Source organism: Pseudomonas sp. LBUM1659 (assembly GCF_059716045.1).
Genome location: NZ_CP166797.1, coordinates 4053995 through 4074306 on the forward strand (window position 1 = coordinate 4053995; position 20312 = coordinate 4074306).

A 20312-nucleotide genomic window follows, 5' to 3' on the forward strand; every position below is an offset into this window, starting at 1 on the left:
TAAGGAGGCGATTCAAATCAGTCGCGCACCGGGCCCGGGGCCAGGACTTCACGCGAACCGTTGGTGTTCATGGACGTCACGACCCCGGCCATTTCCATGGCTTCGATCATGCGTGCGGCGCGGTTGTAGCCGATTTTCAGTTTGCGCTGAACCGCAGAGATGGACGCACGACGGCTTTCCAGGACGAACTGCACCGCTTCGTCGTAAAGCGCATCGGTTTCGGCATCATCATCGCCACCACCACCGCCATTCTCAAAGCCGCTGCCGGCTTCTTCGACACCGGCGAGGATGTCGTCGTTGTATTCCGGCGCGCCGCGCAGTTTCCAGGCCTCCACCACGCGGTGAACCTCATCATCGGACACGAACGCGCCGTGAACACGAATCGGCAGACTGGTGCCCGGCGGCATGTAGAGCATGTCACCGTGACCGAGCAGCTGCTCGGCGCCGCCCTGATCGATGATGGTCCGGGAGTCGATCTTGCTCGACACCTGGAACGCCATACGCGTCGGAATGTTCGCCTTGATCAGACCGGTGATCACGTCCACCGACGGACGCTGGGTGGCGAGGATCAAGTGGATACCGGCGGCACGGGCCTTCTGGGCGATACGGGCGATCAGTTCTTCAACCTTTTTGCCGACGATCATCATCATGTCGGCGAACTCGTCGACGACCACGACGATGGTCGGCAACTTGGTCAGCAGCGGTGCTTCGTCGTGGATACTTTCGCGCTTGTACAACGGATCGGTCAGCGGTGTGCCGGCGTCCTGGGCTTCCTTGACCTTGGCGTTGAAACCGGACAGGTTACGCACGCCCATCTTCGCCATCAGCTTGTAGCGACGCTCCATCTCCGCCACGCTCCAGCGCAAGGCGTTGGCCGCGTCCTTCATGTCGGTTACGACCGGGCACAGCAGGTGCGGAATGCCTTCGTAAATCGACAGTTCAAGCATTTTCGGGTCGATCATGATCAGCTTGGCGTCTTCCGGGCCGGACTTGAACAGGATCGACAGGATCATCGCGTTCACGCCCACCGACTTACCGGAACCGGTGGTACCGGCCACCAGCAAGTGCGGCATTTTTGCCAGGTCGGTGATGACCGGCTTGCCGCCGATGTCGTGACCGAGGGCCAGGGTGACCGGCGACTTGAAGTTGTCGTACTCGGGGGTCGACAGCACTTCGGAGAAGCGCACGATCTGCCGGTCTTCGTTCGGGATCTCGATACCAACAGTGGTCTTGCCGGGAATCACTTCAACCACACGCACGCTGGTCACGGCCAGGGAACGCGCCAGGTCTTTCGCCAGGTTGGAAATGCGGCTGACCTTCACGCCGGCGGCCGGCTGAATTTCGTATCGGGTAATTACCGGGCCTGGGTGAATCGAATCCACCGAGACTTCGACGCCAAATTCCTTGAGCTTGATTTCCAGCAAATGGCCAACCGCAGCCAGGGATTCAGGCGAATAATTGAGTTGTTTCTTTTCCGCGGGGTCGAGAATCGAGATAGGTGGCAAGGTGCCTTCCACGGCGCTGTCGATGAACAACGGCGCCTGTTTCTCTTTTTCCACACGCTGGCTCGGTGCAGCCGGTTTCGGCGGCGCGGGCGCGATAACGGGCGGAACCTGCTTCTCGCGTTCCGACATGTGCTTGCTCAGCGCTTGCTCACGTTCGATCAGGCGTTCCTTGACCTTGGCCTGCTCGCGTTTGTCGGTGACGGTTGGCGCGACCACCTCATTCACGCGATCGTCGACTTCACGCAGTTGCGCCACCAGTTGCTTGCGTTCGTTACGGGCCGCCCACCAACGATTGGCCGCGCCCTGGAACAGTTCGAACAGGTCAAGGGTGATCTTGCCGGTGAGGTCCATCACCTTGAACCACGACAGATCGGTAAACACCGTCAAACCGAACAGGAACAGCGCGATGAACAGCAGTGTGCTGCCCTGGATGTTCAGCGCGTTCCTCGCCAGATCGCCGAGGCTTTCACCCAACGCACCACCGGCACCTGCCGGCAGACCCGTGGCGGCATGGAAATGGATGTGCGCCAGCGCAGCACCCGACAGTACCAGAAACACCAGTCCAATCAGGCGCCAGGAGAACAGCCAGCCGCTCCACTGCCAGGGTTCGTGGCGCTGACGGAAGATCTGATAGACCTTGACCGCGAGCAACAACGGGAAGATGTAGGCGAAGTAGCCCAGCACCATGAACAGGATGTCAGCGCTGTAAGAACCGGCCGGGCCGCCGAAATTCTGCACGTCATCAATCTTGCTGTTATGGCTCCAGCCCGGATCGTCCTTGCCGTAAGTCAGCAAGGCCATCATCAGGAACAGGCACAAGGCGCCGATGGCGATCAATGCACCTTCCTTGAGCCGGTAGTGCAAATGCTGGCGCCAGAGCGGAACGACTGTTTTGGGTGCTGCGGTGGATTTCTTCAAAACGTTACTTTTCCTGCGCCTGGGGCGCGTCCATCTGTTGAATGACTATAAAAAACTGCCCAATCCAGGCAGGTAAAAAAGTTAACAGGCGCAACCGGGACTACTTTTAACACTGCACCCGGTGTTTTATAAACACGGCGTGCACTGCTTATTTTGTTACAACCCCCCTTGCACGCAGGCATTGTACGGGTTTGCCCGTCCGATGCCATGCTTGAGGTGCTGGATGTAGCATAGCCAAAAGCACCACGGCATGCGGTCAATTTGAGCATGCATTCTCTTTCGTGACAAAGGCTTATGAGGTGTTTTTATGAGCGAAGCGAAGCATTCACGCCTGATCATTCTGGGTTCTGGCCCTGCCGGTTACAGCGCAGCCGTTTATGCCGCCCGCGCTAACCTCAAACCCGTTGTCATTACCGGCATACAGGCAGGCGGCCAGCTCACCACCACCGTCGAAGTCGACAACTGGCCCGGCGACGTCGAAGGCCTCACCGGCCCGGCGCTGATGGAACGCATGCAAAGACACGCCGAACGCTTTGACACAGAGATCGTTTACGACCACATCCATACCGCCAAGTTGCAACAACGCCCATTCGAACTTATCGGCGACGGTGGCACCTACACCTGCGACGCCCTGATAATCGCCACCGGCGCTTCGGCGCAATATCTGGGGCTGCCCTCGGAAGAGACGTTCGCCGGCAAAGGCGTGTCCGCCTGTGCGACCTGCGACGGCTTCTTTTATCGCAATCAAGTGGTGGCGGTGGTCGGCGGCGGCAATACCGCCGTCGAAGAAGCCTTGTACCTGTCGAACATCGCCAAGGAAGTCCATCTGATTCACCGCCGCGATAAATTGCGCTCGGAAAAGATCCTCCAGGACAAGCTGTTCGAAAAGGCAGCCAACGGCAATATTCGCCTGCACTGGAATCAGAATCTGGATGAAGTGCTGGGCGATGCCAGCGGCGTGACCGGCGCCCGCCTGCGTGACAGCCAGACCGGCGAAACCCGTGAATTGGCGCTGGCCGGGGTGTTCATAGCCATCGGCCACAAACCCAACACCGATCTGTTTGTCGATCAGCTGGCCATGCGTGACGGTTATCTGCGGGTCAAAAGCGGCAACGAAGGCGACGCCACTGCCACCGCAATCCCCGGCGTGTTTGCCGCCGGCGATGTCGCCGATCATGTTTACCGCCAAGCCGTCACGTCGGCCGGGGCCGGTTGCATGGCCGCGCTGGACGCAGAGAAATACCTCGACGACATTCCCGGCGTTTAACGGCACACTTTACGGCGGGCCCACCGGCCCGCCACCGCCCTCCCCTTCTGCAAGCCCGGATGCCATGCTGACTTGGTTACAACGCAACTCCCTCACTTTCCCCCCGCTGGAAAAAGCCATGCGCGACCCCAACGGGCTGCTGGCTGCGGGTGGCGATCTATCTGCCGATCGTCTGATTCAGGCCTATCGCCACGGTTGTTTTCCGTGGTTCTCCGAAGGCCAGCCGATTCTCTGGTGGTCGCCGGATCCGCGCACGGTGCTGTTTCCCGACGAACTGCATGTTTCCCGCAGCCTGGCCAAGTTGCTGCGCCAACAATGCTATAGGGTGACCTTCGATCAGGATTTCGCCGCTGTCATCAGCGCCTGCGCCGCACCGCGCGATTACGCCGATGGCACCTGGATCACCCAGGCCATGCAGGACGCTTACATAGAACTGCACAGGCGTGGTCACGCGCATTCGGTGGAAGTCTGGGATCAGGACGAGCTGGTTGGCGGGCTGTACGGCCTGGCCATGGGTCAGCTGTTTTTTGGTGAGTCCATGTTCAGCCGCGCCGACAATGCGTCCAAATATGGCTTTGCCACACTGGTGCGACATCTGAAAGACTCGGGTTTTGTGCTTATCGACTGCCAGATGCCGACCGATCATCTCCACAGCCTCGGCGCCCGGGCGATTCCCCGGCGCGAATTTGCTGGCTACCTGGCGCAGCATCTGGATCAACCCAGTCGCGCAACCTGGGTTTGCTGAGCGACTTTTGCGCGCGTGGCTTACACTTAATTCAAAGCTTAACCCGAGGGTTGATCATGACCGAGTTGGCGCGCTTGAAGTTCTATGCCACTCAGCCCCACTCTTGCAGCTATCTGCCAGATGAACAGGCCACGACCCTGTTCCTCGACCCTAGCCAGCCCATGGATGTGCATGTCTACGCAGATTTGTCTGAAATGGGTTTTCGTCGCAGTGGCGATCATCTTTACCGGCCACATTGCCAAAACTGCAATGCGTGCGTACCGGCGCGCATCCCTGTGGCGCAATTTACCCCCAACCGCCAACAGAAACGCATTTTCAAACGCAATGCCGACCTGCAGATTCGCCCGGCCAGGGCACAGTTCACCGAAGAGTATTTTGGCCTCTATCAGCGCTATATCGAAGAGCGTCACGCCGATGGCGACATGTACCCGCCGAGTCGCGATCAGTTCTCGACCTTCCTGGTGCGCGACCTGCCGTTCTCGCGCTTTTACGAATTTCGTCTCGACGGGCGGCTGCTGGCGGTGGCCGTCACCGACTTACTCCCGAACGGTTTATCGGCGGTGTATACCTTTTACGAACCCGACGAAGAACGCCGCAGCCTGGGGCGTTACGCGATTCTCTGGCAGATCGGCGAGACACGCCGCCTCGGACTGGACGCCGTCTACCTCGGCTACTGGATCAAAAACTGCAAAAAAATGAGCTACAAGACCCAATATCGGCCTATCGAACTGCTGATTAATCAACGCTGGGTCATCCTGAACTAGAACCCCTTGGCTTAAACCCCATTTTTCGGGCACAATGCACGCCGCTTTTGCCTGGCGCAGTTGCACCGGGCCATTCATTGGACACCGAGGGCTTTACTGCATGTCGAAAGAAGACAGCTTCGAAATGGAAGGCACTGTCGTCGACACCCTGCCCAACACCATGTTTCGTGTGGAGTTGGAAAATGGGCACGTCGTAACCGCGCATATCTCCGGCAAGATGCGCAAGAACTACATCCGTATTCTTACCGGTGACAAAGTGCGCGTCGAGCTGACGCCCTATGACTTGAGCAAAGGGCGCATCACTTACCGCGCTCGCTAATCAAGTCAATACAAAACGCCCGGCTCTGCCGGGCGTTTTTGTTTGCCGATCATTCCCACGCTCTGCGTGGGGAACGATCAAAGTCAGCAGACAGCAAAAAGGCGCCTCTCGGCGCCTTTTGCTTTGTAGCGTTTAACGTCAGGCCATTTCAGCCGTGGTCTCGAACTCGAAGGTCAGCTCGCCGTCCTTCAGATCGATGTGCACCACACCGCCATGGTCGGCCAGTTCGCCAAAGAGGATCTCTTCGGCCAGTGGACGCTTGATCTTGTCCTGGATCAAACGCGCCATTGGACGTGCGCCCATTGCCGTGTCGTAGCCACCCGCCGCCAGCCAGCTGCGCGCTGCGTCCGTCACTTCCAGCTGCACGCGCTTGTCTTCCAGCTGCGCCTGAAGCTCGGTGAGGAACTTGTCCACCACGCTTTTGATAACCTCATGACTGAGGCGACCAAACTGGATAATGGTGTCCAGACGGTTGCGGAACTCTGGCGTGAAGCTCTTCTTGATCACTTCCATCGCATCGGACGAGTGGTCCTGATGGGTGAAACCGATCGAAGCACGCGCCGCTGTTTCGGCACCGGCGTTGGTCGTCATGATGACGATCACGTTACGGAAATCCGCTTTGCGCCCGTTGTTATCGGTCAGCGTACCGTGGTCCATGACCTGCAACAGCAGGTTGAAGACTTCCGGATGCGCCTTCTCGATTTCATCGAGCAACAGCACGCAGTGAGGCTGCTTGGTGATGGCTTCGGTCAGCAGACCACCCTGATCGAACCCGACATAGCCTGGAGGTGCACCGATCAAACGCGATACGGTGTGGCGCTCCATATACTCGGACATGTCAAAACGAACCAGCTCGATGCCCAACGCCTTGGCCAGCTGACGCGCCGCTTCGGTTTTACCGACACCGGTCGGCCCTGCGAACAGGAACGAACCGACCGGCTTGTCAGGCGATTTGAGGCCGGCACGGGACAGTTTGATCGCCGTCGACAACGAGTCGATGGCGGCATCCTGGCCAAATACGGTCAGCTTCAGGTCACGCTCAAGGTTACGCAGCAGTTCTTTGTCGGAACTGGTGACGTGCTTAGGGGGAATCCGCGCGATTTTCGCAACGATATCCTCGACCTGAGGCACCTCGATGCGTTTCACACGTTTCTCGATCGGTTGCAGACGCTGATAGGCGCCCGCCTCGTCGATGACGTCGATAGCCTTGTCCGGCATGTGCCGGTCATTGATGTAGCGCGAAGCCAGCTCAGCAGCCGCACGCAGCGCCTCATCACTGTATTCGATGTTGTGGTGCGCTTCGAAACGACCTTTCAGGCCGCGCAGGATGCCAATGGTGTCTTCCACCGAAGGCTCCGACACATCGACCTTCTGGAAGCGCCGGGCCAAGGCACGGTCCTTCTCGAAGATCCCGCGAAACTCCTGGAACGTGGTCGAACCGATGCAACGGATATCACCCGAGGACAGCAGCGGCTTGAGCAGGTTCGAGGCATCCATGACGCCACCGGACGCGGCACCCGCACCGATTATGGTGTGGATTTCGTCGATGAACAGGATCGCCTGCGGACGTTTTTTCAGCTCATTGAGCAGCGCCTTGAAGCGCTTCTCGAAATCGCCCCGGTATTTGGTCCCGGCCAGCAAGGCACCCAAGTCGAGGGAGTACACCACGCTGTTGGCCAGCAGGTCCGGCACTTGGTTGTCGACAATGCGTTTGGCCAGGCCTTCGGCAATCGCGGTTTTACCCACGCCCGCCTCGCCCACCAGCAGCGGATTGTTTTTGCGGCGACGCGCCAGAATCTGCGCAACGCGTTCGACTTCCAGCTCACGGCCTACCAATGGATCGATTCGACCCTGGCGCGCGAGTTCGTTGAGGTTGCTGGCATAAGCATCCAGAGGATTGCCTGAAGAAGAAGACTCACCGCCCTCGTCGTCCTGCATATCTTGCTCACCTTCAGAGTGATCGCCATGCCCAGGCACTTTGGAAATGCCATGAGCGATGTAGTTGACGACATCGATGCGCGCAACGCTCTGCTGTTTCAGCAGGAACACTGCCTGACTCTCTTGCTCACTGAAAATGGCGACCAGTACGTTGGCGCCAGTCACTTCACGCTTGCCCGAGCTCTGTACGTGGAAAACAGCACGCTGCAGTACACGCTGGAAGCCCAGGGTTGGCTGGGTTTCGCGATCCTCATCATGAACGGGGATCAATGGCGTGGTGGAATCGATGAACTCCTGCAGGTCATGCTTGAGTTTGTCGAGGTTTGCGCCGCAGGCACGCAAAACGGTGGCGGCAGCCTCATTGTCCAATAGGGCCAGCAGGAGATGTTCGACGGTCATGAACTCATGACGCTTCGAACGAGCCTCCTTGAAGGCTAGATTGAGGGTGACTTCGAGCTCGCGGTTTAACATAGCTTCACCTCATACCCAAGTGGTCGGCGATTAACCGTCCTTCTCGATTTCACAGAGTAGCGGATGCTGGCTTTCCCTGGCGTACTGGTTGACCTGCATGGCCTTTGTCTCGGCAATGTCGCGGGTAAACACTCCACATACTGCCCGCCCTTCTGTATGGACGGCCAGCATGACCTTGGTCGCCAGCTCGCGATTCAGGTTAAAAAACACCTCGAGCACTTCGACGACGAAATCCATCGGTGTGTAGTCATCATTGAACAAAACCACCTTGTACATCGGCGGTGCCTGTAACGCAGGCTTCGCCTCCTGAACAGCAATGCCTGCGGAATCGTCGTCGTGTTCCTCCGGACGATCTTTCTGGAGAGTCGGGCGATCCTGATTGAATGTTAGTCGAATCTGGCTGATTGCATGCATGGAAAGAAAGGTTCGTCAGTTGTGCTAATACAGTGGTGGGGGCGGTTATGGACGATTTCAACACTGACCGCCCGGTCACCTTGACTATCGGAAAAACGGTGTTACAACCAATAGAGCCCACAGTGGGTAAAAAAGGTCCGCAGAGTCAATCTTATTTATAGTGACTGGCTGTGGATGTACTGGATGATACTCCAGTGATGGAGTCTGTAGCAGAGGGATATGAGCATGTCAGTCGGCAAGGTGAAATGGTTCAACAATGCCAAGGGATTCGGTTTCATTAACACTGACGCCAGAGAAGGTCGTGACGAGGATGGCAAGGAAATCGACTTCTTTGCCCACTTTTCGGCTATCGAGATGGACGGCTACAAGACCCTCAAGGCTGGACAAATCGTCAGCTTCGAGATCGTTCAGGGCCCCAAAGGCTTGCATGCACTGAAGATTACGTCTGCCACGCTCCCGAGCGAACAGACCGCGCACGCCACCCAACAAGAAACGGTGTCGAGCTGACGTAACCCGTCATCCAGCTATAAAAAACCGCCCGACTCAACGTATTGAGGCGGGCGGTTTTTGTGTGACCGTGATTCAGCTACATAGGCCGCTTACATATGCGAAATGAGCGCATCACCAAACGCAGAAGAAGACAGCAGCGTCGCCCCTTCCATCAAACGCTCGAAGTCATAGGTCACGGTCTTGGCGGAGATCGCGCCGTTGGTGCCCTTGATGATCAGATCAGCCGCTTCGGTCCAGCCCATGTGACGCAGCATCATTTCAGCAGACAGGATCAGTGAGCCCGGGTTGACCTGGTCCTTGCCGGCGTATTTCGGCGCAGTCCCGTGGGTCGCTTCGAACATGGCCACGGTGTCGGAAAGGTTGGCGCCCGGTGCAATACCGATACCGCCCACTTCTGCCGCCAATGCGTCGGAGAGGTAGTCGCCGTTCAGGTTCAGGGTCGCGATCACATCGTACTCGGCCGGGCGCAGCAGGATCTGCTGGAGCATGGCGTCGGCGATGGCATCCTTGACGATGACATTCTTGCCAGTTTTCGGGTTCTTGAACTGCATCCACGGACCACCGTCGAGCAGGGTCGCGCCGAACTCTTCAGCGGCCACTTCGTAGGCCCACTCCTTGAAGGCACCTTCGGTGAACTTCATGATGTTGCCTTTGTGCACGATGGTCAGCGAGTCGCGGTCGTTGTCGACCACATACTGAAGGGCCTTGCGTGCCAGACGCTTAGTGCCTTCCAGGGACACCGGCTTGACGCCGATACCGCAGTTTTCGTCGAAACGGATCTTGGTGACACCCATTTCTTCTTTCAGGAACTTGATAACTTTGGTCGCTTCCGGCGAACCGGCTTTCCACTCGATACCGGCGTAGATGTCTTCCGAGTTCTCACGGAAGATCGTCATGTCGACGTCACCTGGCTTTTTCACCGGGCTCGGCACGCCTTCGAACCAGCGCACAGGGCGCAGGCATACATAAAGGTCGAGTTGTTGACGCAGGGCCACGTTCAGGGAACGAATGCCGCCACCGACCGGGGTGGTCAGAGGGCCCTTGATTGAAACCACGTAATCCTTGACCGCGTCCAGGGTTTCCTGAGGTAGCCAGGTGTCCTGATCGTAAACCTGAGTCGCTTTCTCCCCAGCGTAGACTTCCATCCAGGAAATTTTGCGCTCGCCGCCGTAAGCCTTCTTAACAGCAGCATCGACAACCTTGATCATGACCGGGCTGATATCAACGCCAATACCATCGCCTTCGATGAAGGGGATGATCGGGTTGTTAGGAACATTGAGAGAATGGTCCGCGTTGACGGTGATTTTGTCGCCGACTGCTGGAACCTGAATCTTCTTGTATCCCATGCTGAACTCCATTGTTTGGATTGAACATCTGGCTTCGTTCGAGCGTAACCCAGTTAAATCGGCGCGCAAACCCTATGTTCCATCCATCTTCCGCAAAGCTGCATTCCTCGCGGGCTACAAGCCTGAAAGCAAAGGGAAAAGCGCCAAACTCAAGCACGACGAACGACTCTACGCTCCGCTCGCCCCTGCGACCTTTAGACCAATGGACGAGAATCGTTACTCATGAACCATCAGCAGATTGCCAGCTACCTATGTATAATGCCGCCGCTGACTAAAGGGTCACGACGACGGAACGGCTCTATGATGAGAGTTTCCGCCCTATAAGCCGGTCTGTTACCGCAGCCCGAATGCTTGACGCCCTACTGATGCACCCAACATCACAGCAACGAAATCTCGATATTCGGCTCATGGATGACTTTGAACGAACGCGCTTACCCGGCGCACCTCGAGTTTCTGCGCACGCTTTAGCAAAGAAGAGAGAGTTAATCCGAATATGCCCACCCGCTCGAAGATCATCTATACCTTCACCGACGAAGCCCCAGCCCTCGCCACCTATTCACTGTTGCCTATCGTAGAGGCGTTCACCGCCTCGGCTGATATCGCCGTTGAAACCCGCGATATCTCTCTTGCAGGACGCATTCTGGCCAGCTTCCCCGAGCAACTGGGTGACAAAGCCGTAGCCGACCACCTCGCCGAACTGGGCGACCTGGCCGTTACGCCTGAAGCCAACATCATCAAGCTGCCAAACATCAGCGCTTCTGTTCCGCAGCTGCAAGCGGCAATCAAAGAACTGCAAGCCCAGGGTTTCGCACTTCCTGACTACCCGGAAACCGTGACCAGCGACGCCGACAAGCTCGCCAAGTCGCGCTACGACAAGATCAAGGGCAGCGCCGTAAACCCGGTTCTGCGCGAAGGCAACTCCGATCGTCGTGCACCGCTGTCGGTCAAGAATTACGCTCGCAAGCACCCGCACAAAATGGGCGCTTGGGCTAAAGACTCCAAGTCCCACGTCGCGCACATGAGCACCGGCGATTTCTACGGCAGCGAAAAAGCTGCCCTGATCGACGCGGCTGACGCCGTCAAAATCGAACTGATCGCTCAAGACGGCACCACCACCGTCCTGAAAGAAAAAACCACCGTACAAGCCGGTGAGATCCTCGATTGCGCGGTCATGAGCAAAAACGCTCTGCGCAGCTTCATCGCTGCCGAGATCGAAGACGCCAAAGCCAAAGGCGTGCTGCTGTCGGTTCACCTCAAAGCCACCATGATGAAGGTCTCCGACCCGATCATGTTCGGCCAGATCGTTGCCGAGTTCTATAAAGACGCACTGGCCAAGCACGCTGACGTGCTGACTCAGATCGGCTTCAACCTGAACAACGGCATCGGCGACCTGTACGCTCGCATCAAAGCCCTGCCGGCTGAGCAGCAAGCTGCCATCGAAGCCGACATTCAGGCGGTCTACGCCGTTCGTCCGTCGCTGGCCATGGTCAACTCCGACAAAGGCATCACCAACCTGCACGTACCGAGCGATGTCATCGTCGACGCCTCGATGCCGGCAATGATCCGTGATTCCGGCAAAATGTGGGGCACTGACGGTCAGCTGCATGACACCAAGGCCGTGATCCCGGATCGCTGCTACGCGACCATCTACCAAGCGGTCATCGAAGACTGCAAGGCAAACGGCGCTTTCGACCCAACCACCATGGGCAGCGTGCCAAACGTTGGCCTGATGGCGAAGAAAGCCGAAGAGTACGGTTCGCACGACAAGACTTTCCAGATCAAGGCCAACGGCGTAGTACGGGTTTCCGACAGCGCCGGTCGCACCCTGCTGGAACAGTCAGTTGAAGCCGGCGACACCTTCCGCATGTGCCAGACCAAAGACGCGCCGATCCAGGACTGGGTCAAACTGGCCGTCAACCGCGCTCGCGCAAGCAGCACTCCAGCTATTTTCTGGCTGGACCCGATGCGTGCCCACGATGGCGTAGTGATCGAGAAAGTTCAGGCTTACCTGAAGGATCACGACACGTCTGGCCTGGACATCCGCATCATGTCGCCGGTCGACGCGATGAAGTTCACCCTGGACCGGACTCGCGAAGGCAAGGACACCATCTCGGTGACCGGCAACGTATTGCGCGACTACCTGACTGACCTGTTCCCGATCATGGAACTGGGCACCAGCGCCAAGATGCTGTCGATCGTTCCGCTGATGAATGGCGGCGGTCTGTTCGAAACGGGCGCTGGCGGTTCGGCACCGAAGCACGTTCAACAGCTGCTGGAAGAAAACTTCCTGCGCTGGGATTCCCTGGGCGAGTTCCTGGCCTTGGCCGCTTCCCTTGAGCACTTGGGTGTGACCTACAACAACCCCAAGGCGCTGGTTCTGGCCAAGACCCTGGACCAGGCCACTGGCCAGTTCCTGGACAATAACAAGTCGCCATCGCGCAAAGTCGGCAACATCGACAACCGCGGCAGCCACTTCTACCTGGCGCTGTACTGGGCTCAAGCCCTGGCGGCCCAGACTGAAGACGCAGCACTGCAAGCGCAGTTCACGACTCTGGCCAAAACCCTGACCGAGAACGAAGCAACCATCGTTGCCGAGCTCAACGCGGTTCAGGGCAAGCCAGTGGACATCGGTGGTTACTACCACGCCGATGCCGAGCTGATCAGCAAGGCCATGCGCCCTAGCGCAACCTTCAACGCGGCAGTTGCTGCACTGGTTTAAGGTTGTAAGGATGCAAAGAAGCCCGGTCACTGAACGCATACCCTAGAGGTACATCGTTTGTGACCGGGCGCCCTCATGGGCCGGTGTTGTAAGGTTTTTTGCATCAAGCCTTTTTGATGCATAAATACATCGTGATACATCGCAATATCAGAGCGCTGGCGGCAACGCCGGCGCTTTTCTTTTTTCTCGATTCATATCCTGGCGCTGCCGCAAATTTCGCACTCGCCACTGGGTAACAGCCAAGGGTCAGCCGCCCATCAACGTCCGCCTCGTCCGGGCAACGCCCATCTCGAATGCCGTCCGGCAGCGTCCGTTCTGAACTTCACCGTGGCTACCGGCATACAGGGTGCATATAAAGCAGATAAATAGTCTAATCAGACTAACTCTCGGCAGAGTTTTATGGACTAATTTTATTTCCACTCGGGTTCGGATGGTAAAAATAAAATACACGCATCATTCGATTTAAAGCATTTAAAAATACATAAGCATCGCACTACCCCGCATAAATTTAAATGTATTTAGCCCTCCGATATCAGACTCGTAAAAATATTGAAATCAACCGACTGGCGACTCTAGGATAAAACTCAAGCAGTGCGCTATGTGCTGCCTAAGGAAATTAGAGTATTAATCAGGAGGTTTAGCCATGCAACCAAAAAACCAAGTCGCACCGAACGACAATAGTGTAATGAGTGCAGATAAGCTGGTTTTCAATACCAATGAACCCTCCAATGATTTGCAGGGGACGCTTGCAGCCAATATCCAGTTCGCCCAAAGCCAAATCGTTCCGGTATCGCCCAAACCCGATGACCACCAGCCTCATCTGATTGCAAAGCGCAAAACCTTACTCATGGTAAAACCGTTGGGCAGTGTTAATACCTTGCAAGTCACGATTAACAACAGCGATGGCACACAGCTTGGCCCGCTAATACTGAACAGCTCTGACCAACTGCCAAAAACGGCCTACTACATTGATGATTTACCGGATGATGAGATCGATTTCACCCCGCCACCAGGCTCCACTTACACTATCCACCGCCGCACCGAAATAAATAAACTGGGAGATCCGTCCGGGGATTTTCTGCTGGAAAAGCTACAACAAAACGCCTTGGTCGAGATTCATACCTCAGATGGCAACTGGGTGAGAAATATTTACTTGCCAAACAGCTCGACCCTGGAAGGAAAGGTGGTGCGCACCCGGTCCAGCGCCGGCTACAACTCGACTATTTTATACAGAGATCAGGAGGTATCGATCTCTGTGGGACAGACCCATCAATTCAAGTTTATCTCAGGGCGATGGGTCCGTGATGGCGAGCTGGAAAACCAAGGGCTCATCTATGCCGAAAATACCTGGAGTGTTGAAATTCCAGCCGAGTGGATCAAGCCCGGCATCAACCTGCGCTTTGACAGCGACAGCCTGACCGGGCAGCTGGATGATATATGGGTCGGTGCCACCACCGAACTGCTCATTAACACCATCGACATCGGCATGCTCACGGCGCCGCGTGACGCTTACGCCTTTGCAAAAGATCCCGATGCACACACGGAATATTTCCAGACTGTCCCAGTGACACGCATGATTGTGAACCAGTATCAGTCCCTCTATCTACCCGAGGTGATGTTAGCTGATGGTACGTTGCTCACGGATTTTGATCCGAGCGAGGGCGGGTGGCATAGCGGCACAATGCGGGGGGTTATTGGCAAGGAACTGATTTCACTCGGCATCAACCATGCCAACTATGGCGTCAACTGCTCGGCGGGCCGAGGCGAATGGACCCCTTATACAGCCGCTCAACTCACAGCTCACAACAGTCAGGGAAAATACTCCAACGGTATTCAGGTGCATGGTGGTTCCGGTGGCGCGGGCATGGTGACCCTCGACAGTTCATTGGGTAACGAGTTTAGCCATGAACTGGGGCACAATTATGGGTTGGGGCACTTCCCTGGCGGCTTTGACGGCTCTGTGCACCAAGCTGCCAACGAGATCAACTCAACCTGGGGATGGGACTCGAACCATTACAAGTTCATCCCTAACTTCTGGCCGATATCCACCGATCAGGACGCTTGCCATGAAGGCACATGCCAACCGCCCTTCCATGGTCGGGCTTTCGGGCGTGATTCGATGGCCGGTGGCGAGCCGATGTCCCGGCTTAACCGCTACACTCTTTACACCCCATACACGGCGACAATCATTCAGGCGTTTCTGGAAAGCAAAGTGGTATTCGCGGCCGACTCGCCCACAGGTTTTCGCAAATGGGATCCGGCCACGCAGCGCATGGAACCCTATGAGCACAGGGTGGACGTAGTCAGACAGATCATTGCCTCTAACAACGACCTGAGTGAAGAAACTCTCTCGGCGTTATTCAACAAGAGCCAAATGGTAAAGGTGTTTATGGAGGATGGGAACTACACCCACTCCATCTTTGTTCCACCGGCTTCTCAGACCAACAACCAATGTGTAATTAGCGTAGATCATCGTGCCACGTACAACAGCCAGCTCTATATCAATGGCCTGGTCATTCCAGTAAAACAAGGTTTAAAAATCAGTTATATATCGAACGGTTTGACCTGGAATGAATGCATCGTTCTGGATATGAGCATGACGCGAGTCACCGCCCCCACAAACGACCTGACAGAATACAATTTGATTAATCTGCTGGCCAGGCACCAGGTACTCAATGTTGCGATGGGGGATGACAACTGGGCCTCCTCCATTCATGTTCCGCCAGCCTCACAGGAAAATAATCAACGCATTATCACTATTGATCATAATGCCACCTATAACACACAGCTCTACATTAATGGTCTGAGTATTCAGCTATCGCACGGGACCAGGAAATACTACATTTCTGATGGTGATCGCTGGAAAGAGCGAGTGCAGCTAAAAGACCTGAGTGTTGAACGGCGCCCACAAGTGTCTGGTGTTCCCGTGACGACATTGGTTGGTTATTTCGATCCGCAAGGAGAGCTGCAAAGTTACATTTACCCCGCCTTGCACGGAGCCTATGGCTTTCTTTATGCAGATGACAGCAGCACGCTGACCTCCACCGACTGCCAACTGTGGGTGGAATCCGAGAACGGCGTTCAGCGTTTCAAGCTGGAAAATTATCGTTTACAGAGCAACGTGATGAACAAGTTCCACATTAACATTGCGGAATCTGTTCACCCACGCACGGTAACGCTTGTTTGCAATGGCGATATCGTACTTCGGCAAAGCATTGCGCCAGCTGAAACAGACCTTACTTATACGATCAATGGTGAGTAGGGCTTTGCCTGCAGAGGGCACATGTCGGGCGTTCGCGCATTGACAAGGTGCTCTGTTTACCACCCAGCCTGTGAAGCCATCGCCTCACGGGCTCGCGGTGTCTGCTCAAAGATTCTCTTCTTTTATTTTCATTCGCCGCCGCTTTCTTTCTTCGCAACGACGACCTTTAAAAGCCTGCGGGACTTCTGAATCGACAATTCTGACTCCAAAACCCGAACAGACTTTAGGTTGCCGCCGGTGAATGACCACTCGTGGTCGGCCTCACCCGAGACAGCGGCTTATCATTTAACATCTCTATTGACTGACCTGACGTCTTCGCTGGCAAGCCAGCTCCTACAAGGTTGGTGTTTCAACAATCAAAATTGAGGGCATTTCATGGATTGGTTACCCCACATCACTGTCGCCACCATCGTCGAGGACAGCGGCCGCTTCCTGATGGTCGAAGAACTTAAACACGACCGTGTCGTGCTCAATCAACCGGCTGGCCACCTGGACCCGGACGAAACGCTGACCGAAGCCGCCATCCGCGAAACCCTCGAAGAAACCGGTTGGGACGTCGAGCCGACCGGCGTCGTCGGCATTTACCTCTACACCGCCCCCAGCAACGGCGTGACTTACCAACGGGTCTGCTTCATTGCAAAACCACTCAAACACCACCCGGACTATCAGCTGGATGACGGCATCGTCGGCGCCAAGTGGCTGACGCGTGACGAATTGCTGAAACAGCGCGCAAACTGGCGCAGTGAGCTGATCATCCGCTGCATCGATGATTATCTGGACGGTAAACACTTCGGTCTCGAACTGATCCGCCCTTCTCTTTAGCCTTGCGGGCTCCGGCCTGTTAGAATCGCGTCCTTTTTCAAGACACTCATTGAATCCCTATGCGTGATCCAGCCCCTTCTGACACACAAAAGAAGCGCGTCATTGTCGGCATGTCCGGCGGCGTGGACTCTTCCGTTTCCGCCCTCCTGCTGATCGAGCAGGGCTACGAGGTGGAAGGCCTGTTCATGAAGAACTGGGAAGAAGACGATGGAACGGAATACTGCACCGCCATGGACGACCTGGCGGACGCTCAGGCCGTGTGCGACAAAATTGGCATCAAGCTGCACACCGCCAACTTCGCCGCTGAGTATTGGGACAACGTGTTCGAGCACTTCCTGGCCGAATACAAGGCCGGCCGCACGCCGAACCCGGACATCCTGTGCAACCGCGAGATCAAGTTCAAGGCGTTCCTCGACTACGCCATGATGCTCGGCGCCGACCTGATCGCCACCGGTCACTACGTGCGTCGCCGCGACATCGACGGTCGTACCGAGCTGCTCAAGGGCCTGGATGCGAACAAAGACCAGAGCTACTTCCTGCACGCCGTTGGCGGCGAACAGATCGCCAAGACGCTGTTCCCGGTCGGCGAACTGGAAAAGCCCGAAGTGCGCGCGATTGCCGAGAAATACGAGCTGGCGACTGCGAAGAAAAAGGACTCCACCGGCATCTGCTTCATCGGCGAACGCCGCTTCAGCGACTTCCTCAAGCAGTACCTGCCCGCGCAGCCCGGCGAGATCAAGACCACCGAAGGCGAAGTGATCGGCCGTCACCACGGCTTGATGTACCACACCATCGGCCAGCGTCAGGGACTGGGCATCGGCGGCTTGAAAGACGCCAGTGACGAGCCGTGGTACGTGCTGATCAAGGATCTGGAACATAACGAACTGATCGTTGGCCAGGGCAATGACCACCCGTACCTGTTCTCCCGCGCCCTGCTCGCTTCGGACATCTATTGGGTCAACCCGATCGACCTGACCGAGCCGCGCAAGCTGACCGCCAAGGTCCGCTATCGCCAGAGCGATCAGCATTGCACGCTGGAGAAAACCGCCACCGGTTACCGCGCAACCTTCGATGACCCGCAACGCGCGGTTACCCCAGGCCAGTCTGTGGTGTTTTATGACGGTGAAATCTGCCTGGGTGGCGGCGTGATCGAAATTGCCGAGCCATGGACCAGTAAAGGCCAGCAACAATGAACCCGACCCAAGAGCAACTGACGGCGCTGGGCGGCGTGTTCCTCGCCGCCGTCCTCGTCGACAAGATTGCCAAGAGCGGCCAGACCTCTGAAGCCGGCCTGACCTGCATGCTCGGCAGCCTGCTGATTCGCGATCCCAAGGACACGCTGGAAGTCTACGGCGGTGACGACATCAATCTGCGCGAAGGTTATCGCGCCCTGGTCGGCGCACTTGAACGTGACCCGAGCACCCTTCAGCGCGAACCCTTGCGTTACGCACTGGCGATGCTGGGTCTGGAGCGTCAGCTGGCCAAGCGCGGCGACATGCTGGAAGTGATTGGCAAGCGCTTGCCGCAGATCCAATCCCAGGTCGAGCATTTCGGCCCAGCCCATGAAAACGTGATCGCCGCCTGCGGCGCGCTGTACCAGGACACCCTGAGCACCTTGCGCCAACGGATTCAGGTCCACGGCGACATGCGCAACCTGCAGCAGCCGAGCAATGCCTCGAAAATCCGCGCCCTGTTGCTGGCCGGGATTCGCTCGGCACGCCTATGGCGGCAGTTGGGTGGACATCGCTGGCAACTGGTGATCAGCCGCCGCAAGTTGCTGAAAGAGCTTTACCCCTTGATGCGTAACGAATAAGTCGCGCAGACAACTATTTACTCTGCATTACGCGTAATACGCCGGTCAGTTGGCAACGGACCGGCGGATTTTTTCATGTATGATACGCGCCCCATTTCGTTGCCCGACTGTCCGAGAACACCCCATGCAGCTTTCTTCGCTCACTGCGGTTTCCCCTGTTGACGGCCGCTACGCCGGCAAAACCCAGGCCCTGCGCCCGATTTTCAGCGAATACGGTCTGATCCGTGCTCGCGTCCTGGTTGAAGTGCGCTGGCTCCAGCGCCTGGCCGCTCACCCTGGCATCAGCGAAGTGCCGGCGTTCTCCGCCGAAGCCAACGCTGTGCTGAACACCCTGGCGGAAAACTTCGCTCTGGAGCACGCCGAGCGTGTCAAAGAGATCGAGCGCACCACCAACCACGACGTCAAAGCCATCGAATACCTGCTCAAAGAGCAAGCGGCCAAGCTGCCAGAACTGGCTGCCGTCAGCGAATTCATCCACTTTGCCTGCACCAGCGAGGACATCAACAACCTGTCCCACGCCCTGATGCTGCGCGAAGGCCGTGATGACGTGATGCTGCCGCTGATGCGCCAAACCGCCGAAGCCATCCGCGAACTGGCCATCCGTTTTGCCGACGTGCCAATGCTGTCGCGCACTCACGGTCAGCCGGCTTCGCCGACCACCCTGGGCAAAGAACTGGCGAACGTGGTTTACCGTCTGGAGCGTCAAATCGCTCAGGTCGCCGCCGTTCCGCTGCTGGGCAAGATCAACGGCGCCGTCGGCAACTACAACGCTCACCTGTCGGCCTACCCTCAGATCGATTGGGAAGAAAACGCCCGCGCCTTCATCGAAGACGAGCTGGGCCTGGGTTTCAACCCGTACACCACGCAGATCGAACCGCACGACTACATTGCCGAGCTGTTCGACGCCATCGCGCGCTTCAACACCATCCTGATCGACTTCGACCGCGACATCTGGGGCTACATCTCCCTGGGTTATTTCAAACAGCGCACCATCGCTGGCGAAATCGGTTCGTCGACCATGCCGCACAAGGTCAACCCGATCGACTTCGAAAACTCCGAAGGCAACCTGGGCATCGCCAACGCACTGTTCCAGCACCTGGCGAGCAAGCTGCCAATCTCCCGCTGGCAGCGTGACCTGACCGACTCCACCGTGCTGCGCAACCTCGGTGTCGGCTTCGCCCACAGCGTGATCGCGTACGAAGCGAGCCTCAAAGGCATCAGCAAGCTTGAGCTCAACGCTCAGAAAATCGCTGCTGACCTGGACGCGTGCTGGGAAGTTCTGGCCGAGCCGATCCAGACCGTGATGCGCCGCTACAACATCGAAAACCCGTACGAAAAGCTGAAAGAACTGACCCGCGGCAAGGGCATCAGCCCCGAAGCGCTGCAGACTTTCATCGACGGCCTGGACATGCCAGCCGCCGCCAAGGCCGAGCTGAAATTGCTCACCCCGGCGAACTACATCGGTAACGCTGTAGAGCAAGCCAAACGCATCTGATTGA

16 protein-coding genes are annotated in these 20312 nt (G+C 56.9%); 12 read left to right on the top strand and 4 right to left on the bottom strand.

Features of this window, described 5'->3' with window-relative positions; all coding sequences use genetic code 11:
* Positions 1-17 precede the first annotated feature (17 nt).
* Positions 18-2423 (bottom strand): DNA translocase FtsK, encoded by a 2406-nt coding sequence (locus ACA048_RS18340; RefSeq protein ID WP_497625691.1) that lies wholly within the window; start codon positions 2421-2423, stop codon positions 18-20.
* 307 nt (positions 2424-2730) lie between these two features.
* On the opposite strand from ACA048_RS18340, the gene trxB reads away from it, so the two are divergent.
* The 4 genes from trxB (at position 2731) to infA (ending at position 5518) form a co-directional block, all read left to right on the top strand.
* Positions 2731-3690, top strand: coding sequence for a thioredoxin-disulfide reductase (gene trxB, locus ACA048_RS18345; RefSeq protein WP_497625692.1), 960 nt, complete (start codon positions 2731-2733; stop codon positions 3688-3690).
* Positions 3691-3754: 64 nt separating this feature from the next.
* Entirely contained in the window at positions 3755-4435 is a 681-nt protein-coding gene (gene aat / locus ACA048_RS18350; protein WP_497625693.1) for a leucyl/phenylalanyl-tRNA--protein transferase, read from the top strand.
* Between the two features lie 56 nt (positions 4436-4491).
* Entirely contained in the window at positions 4492-5199 is a 708-nt protein-coding gene (locus ACA048_RS18355; RefSeq protein WP_497625694.1) for an arginyltransferase, read from the top strand.
* A gap of 100 nt (positions 5200-5299) precedes the next feature.
* Positions 5300-5518, top strand: coding sequence for a translation initiation factor IF-1 (infA, locus tag ACA048_RS18360; protein ID WP_002553999.1), 219 nt, complete (start codon positions 5300-5302; stop codon positions 5516-5518).
* A gap of 138 nt (positions 5519-5656) precedes the next feature.
* Here infA and clpA read toward each other — a convergent pair whose 3' ends face one another.
* Positions 5657-7927 (bottom strand): ATP-dependent Clp protease ATP-binding subunit ClpA, encoded by a 2271-nt coding sequence (gene clpA, locus ACA048_RS18365; RefSeq protein WP_046032479.1) that lies wholly within the window; start codon positions 7925-7927, stop codon positions 5657-5659.
* A 30-nt stretch (positions 7928-7957) separates the two neighbouring features.
* Entirely contained in the window at positions 7958-8341 is a 384-nt protein-coding gene (gene clpS, locus ACA048_RS18370; protein WP_020799529.1) for an ATP-dependent Clp protease adapter ClpS, read from the bottom strand.
* 225 nt (positions 8342-8566) lie between these two features.
* On the opposite strand from clpS, the gene ACA048_RS18375 reads away from it, so the two are divergent.
* Entirely contained in the window at positions 8567-8848 is a 282-nt protein-coding gene (locus tag ACA048_RS18375; RefSeq protein ID WP_497625695.1) for a cold shock domain-containing protein, read from the top strand.
* A 92-nt stretch (positions 8849-8940) separates the two neighbouring features.
* Here ACA048_RS18375 and icd read toward each other — a convergent pair whose 3' ends face one another.
* Positions 8941-10197 carry an NADP-dependent isocitrate dehydrogenase gene (gene icd / locus ACA048_RS18380; protein ID WP_310352947.1) on the bottom strand — a complete coding sequence of 419 codons (1257 nt, stop codon included), beginning with the start codon at positions 10195-10197 and terminating at the stop codon, positions 8941-8943.
* On the opposite strand from icd, the gene ACA048_RS18385 reads away from it, so the two are divergent.
* The 7 genes from ACA048_RS18385 (at position 10196) to purB (ending at position 20308) form a co-directional block, all read left to right on the top strand.
* The gene (locus ACA048_RS18385; RefSeq protein WP_497625696.1) at positions 10196-10423 is read left to right on the top strand and encodes a hypothetical protein; all 228 of its coding nucleotides are present in this window, start codon (positions 10196-10198) and stop codon (positions 10421-10423) included. The two genes, icd and ACA048_RS18385, sit on opposite strands and share 2 nt — an antisense overlap.
* 267 nt (positions 10424-10690) lie before the next feature.
* Complete coding sequence (locus ACA048_RS18390; protein ID WP_497625697.1) at positions 10691-12916, top strand: NADP-dependent isocitrate dehydrogenase; 2226 nt, start codon at positions 10691-10693, stop codon at positions 12914-12916.
* 643 nt (positions 12917-13559) lie between these two features.
* Positions 13560-16178, top strand: coding sequence for a M66 family metalloprotease (locus ACA048_RS18395; protein WP_497625698.1), 2619 nt, complete (start codon positions 13560-13562; stop codon positions 16176-16178).
* 375 nt (positions 16179-16553) lie between these two features.
* Positions 16554-17000, top strand: a complete 447-nt coding sequence (locus ACA048_RS18400; RefSeq protein ID WP_497625699.1) for an NUDIX hydrolase — start codon at positions 16554-16556, stop codon at positions 16998-17000.
* Positions 17001-17059: 59 nt separating this feature from the next.
* Complete coding sequence (gene mnmA / locus ACA048_RS18405; RefSeq protein WP_497625700.1) at positions 17060-18193, top strand: tRNA 2-thiouridine(34) synthase MnmA; 1134 nt, start codon at positions 17060-17062, stop codon at positions 18191-18193.
* Positions 18190-18813, top strand: coding sequence for a high frequency lysogenization protein HflD (gene hflD, locus ACA048_RS18410; RefSeq protein ID WP_497625701.1), 624 nt, complete (start codon positions 18190-18192; stop codon positions 18811-18813). The genes mnmA and hflD overlap by 4 nt, the downstream gene beginning before the upstream one ends.
* Before the next feature lie 124 nt (positions 18814-18937).
* Positions 18938-20308 (top strand): adenylosuccinate lyase, encoded by a 1371-nt coding sequence (purB, locus tag ACA048_RS18415; RefSeq protein ID WP_497625702.1) that lies wholly within the window; start codon positions 18938-18940, stop codon positions 20306-20308.
* The last annotated feature ends 4 nt before the right edge of the window (positions 20309-20312 follow it).

Coding starts and splice junctions, on each gene's coding strand:
- trxB (WP_497625692.1), top strand. CDS start 2,731: ATGAGCGAAGCGAAGCATTCACGCCTGATCATTCTGGGTTCTGGCCCT.
- aat (WP_497625693.1), top strand. CDS start 3,755: ATGCTGACTTGGTTACAACGCAACTCCCTCACTTTCCCCCCGCTGGAA.
- ACA048_RS18355 (WP_497625694.1), top strand. CDS start 4,492: ATGACCGAGTTGGCGCGCTTGAAGTTCTATGCCACTCAGCCCCACTCT.
- infA (WP_002553999.1), top strand. CDS start 5,300: ATGTCGAAAGAAGACAGCTTCGAAATGGAAGGCACTGTCGTCGACACC.
- clpA (WP_046032479.1), bottom strand. CDS start 7,927: ATGTTAAACCGCGAGCTCGAAGTCACCCTCAATCTAGCCTTCAAGGAG.
- clpS (WP_020799529.1), bottom strand. CDS start 8,341: ATGCATGCAATCAGCCAGATTCGACTAACATTCAATCAGGATCGCCCG.
- ACA048_RS18375 (WP_497625695.1), top strand. CDS start 8,567: ATGTCAGTCGGCAAGGTGAAATGGTTCAACAATGCCAAGGGATTCGGT.
- ACA048_RS18385 (WP_497625696.1), top strand. CDS start 10,196: ATGCTGAACTCCATTGTTTGGATTGAACATCTGGCTTCGTTCGAGCGT.
- icd (WP_310352947.1), bottom strand. CDS start 10,197: ATGGGATACAAGAAGATTCAGGTTCCAGCAGTCGGCGACAAAATCACC.
- ACA048_RS18390 (WP_497625697.1), top strand. CDS start 10,691: ATGCCCACCCGCTCGAAGATCATCTATACCTTCACCGACGAAGCCCCA.
- ACA048_RS18395 (WP_497625698.1), top strand. CDS start 13,560: ATGCAACCAAAAAACCAAGTCGCACCGAACGACAATAGTGTAATGAGT.
- ACA048_RS18400 (WP_497625699.1), top strand. CDS start 16,554: ATGGATTGGTTACCCCACATCACTGTCGCCACCATCGTCGAGGACAGC.
- mnmA (WP_497625700.1), top strand. CDS start 17,060: ATGCGTGATCCAGCCCCTTCTGACACACAAAAGAAGCGCGTCATTGTC.
- hflD (WP_497625701.1), top strand. CDS start 18,190: ATGAACCCGACCCAAGAGCAACTGACGGCGCTGGGCGGCGTGTTCCTC.
- purB (WP_497625702.1), top strand. CDS start 18,938: ATGCAGCTTTCTTCGCTCACTGCGGTTTCCCCTGTTGACGGCCGCTAC.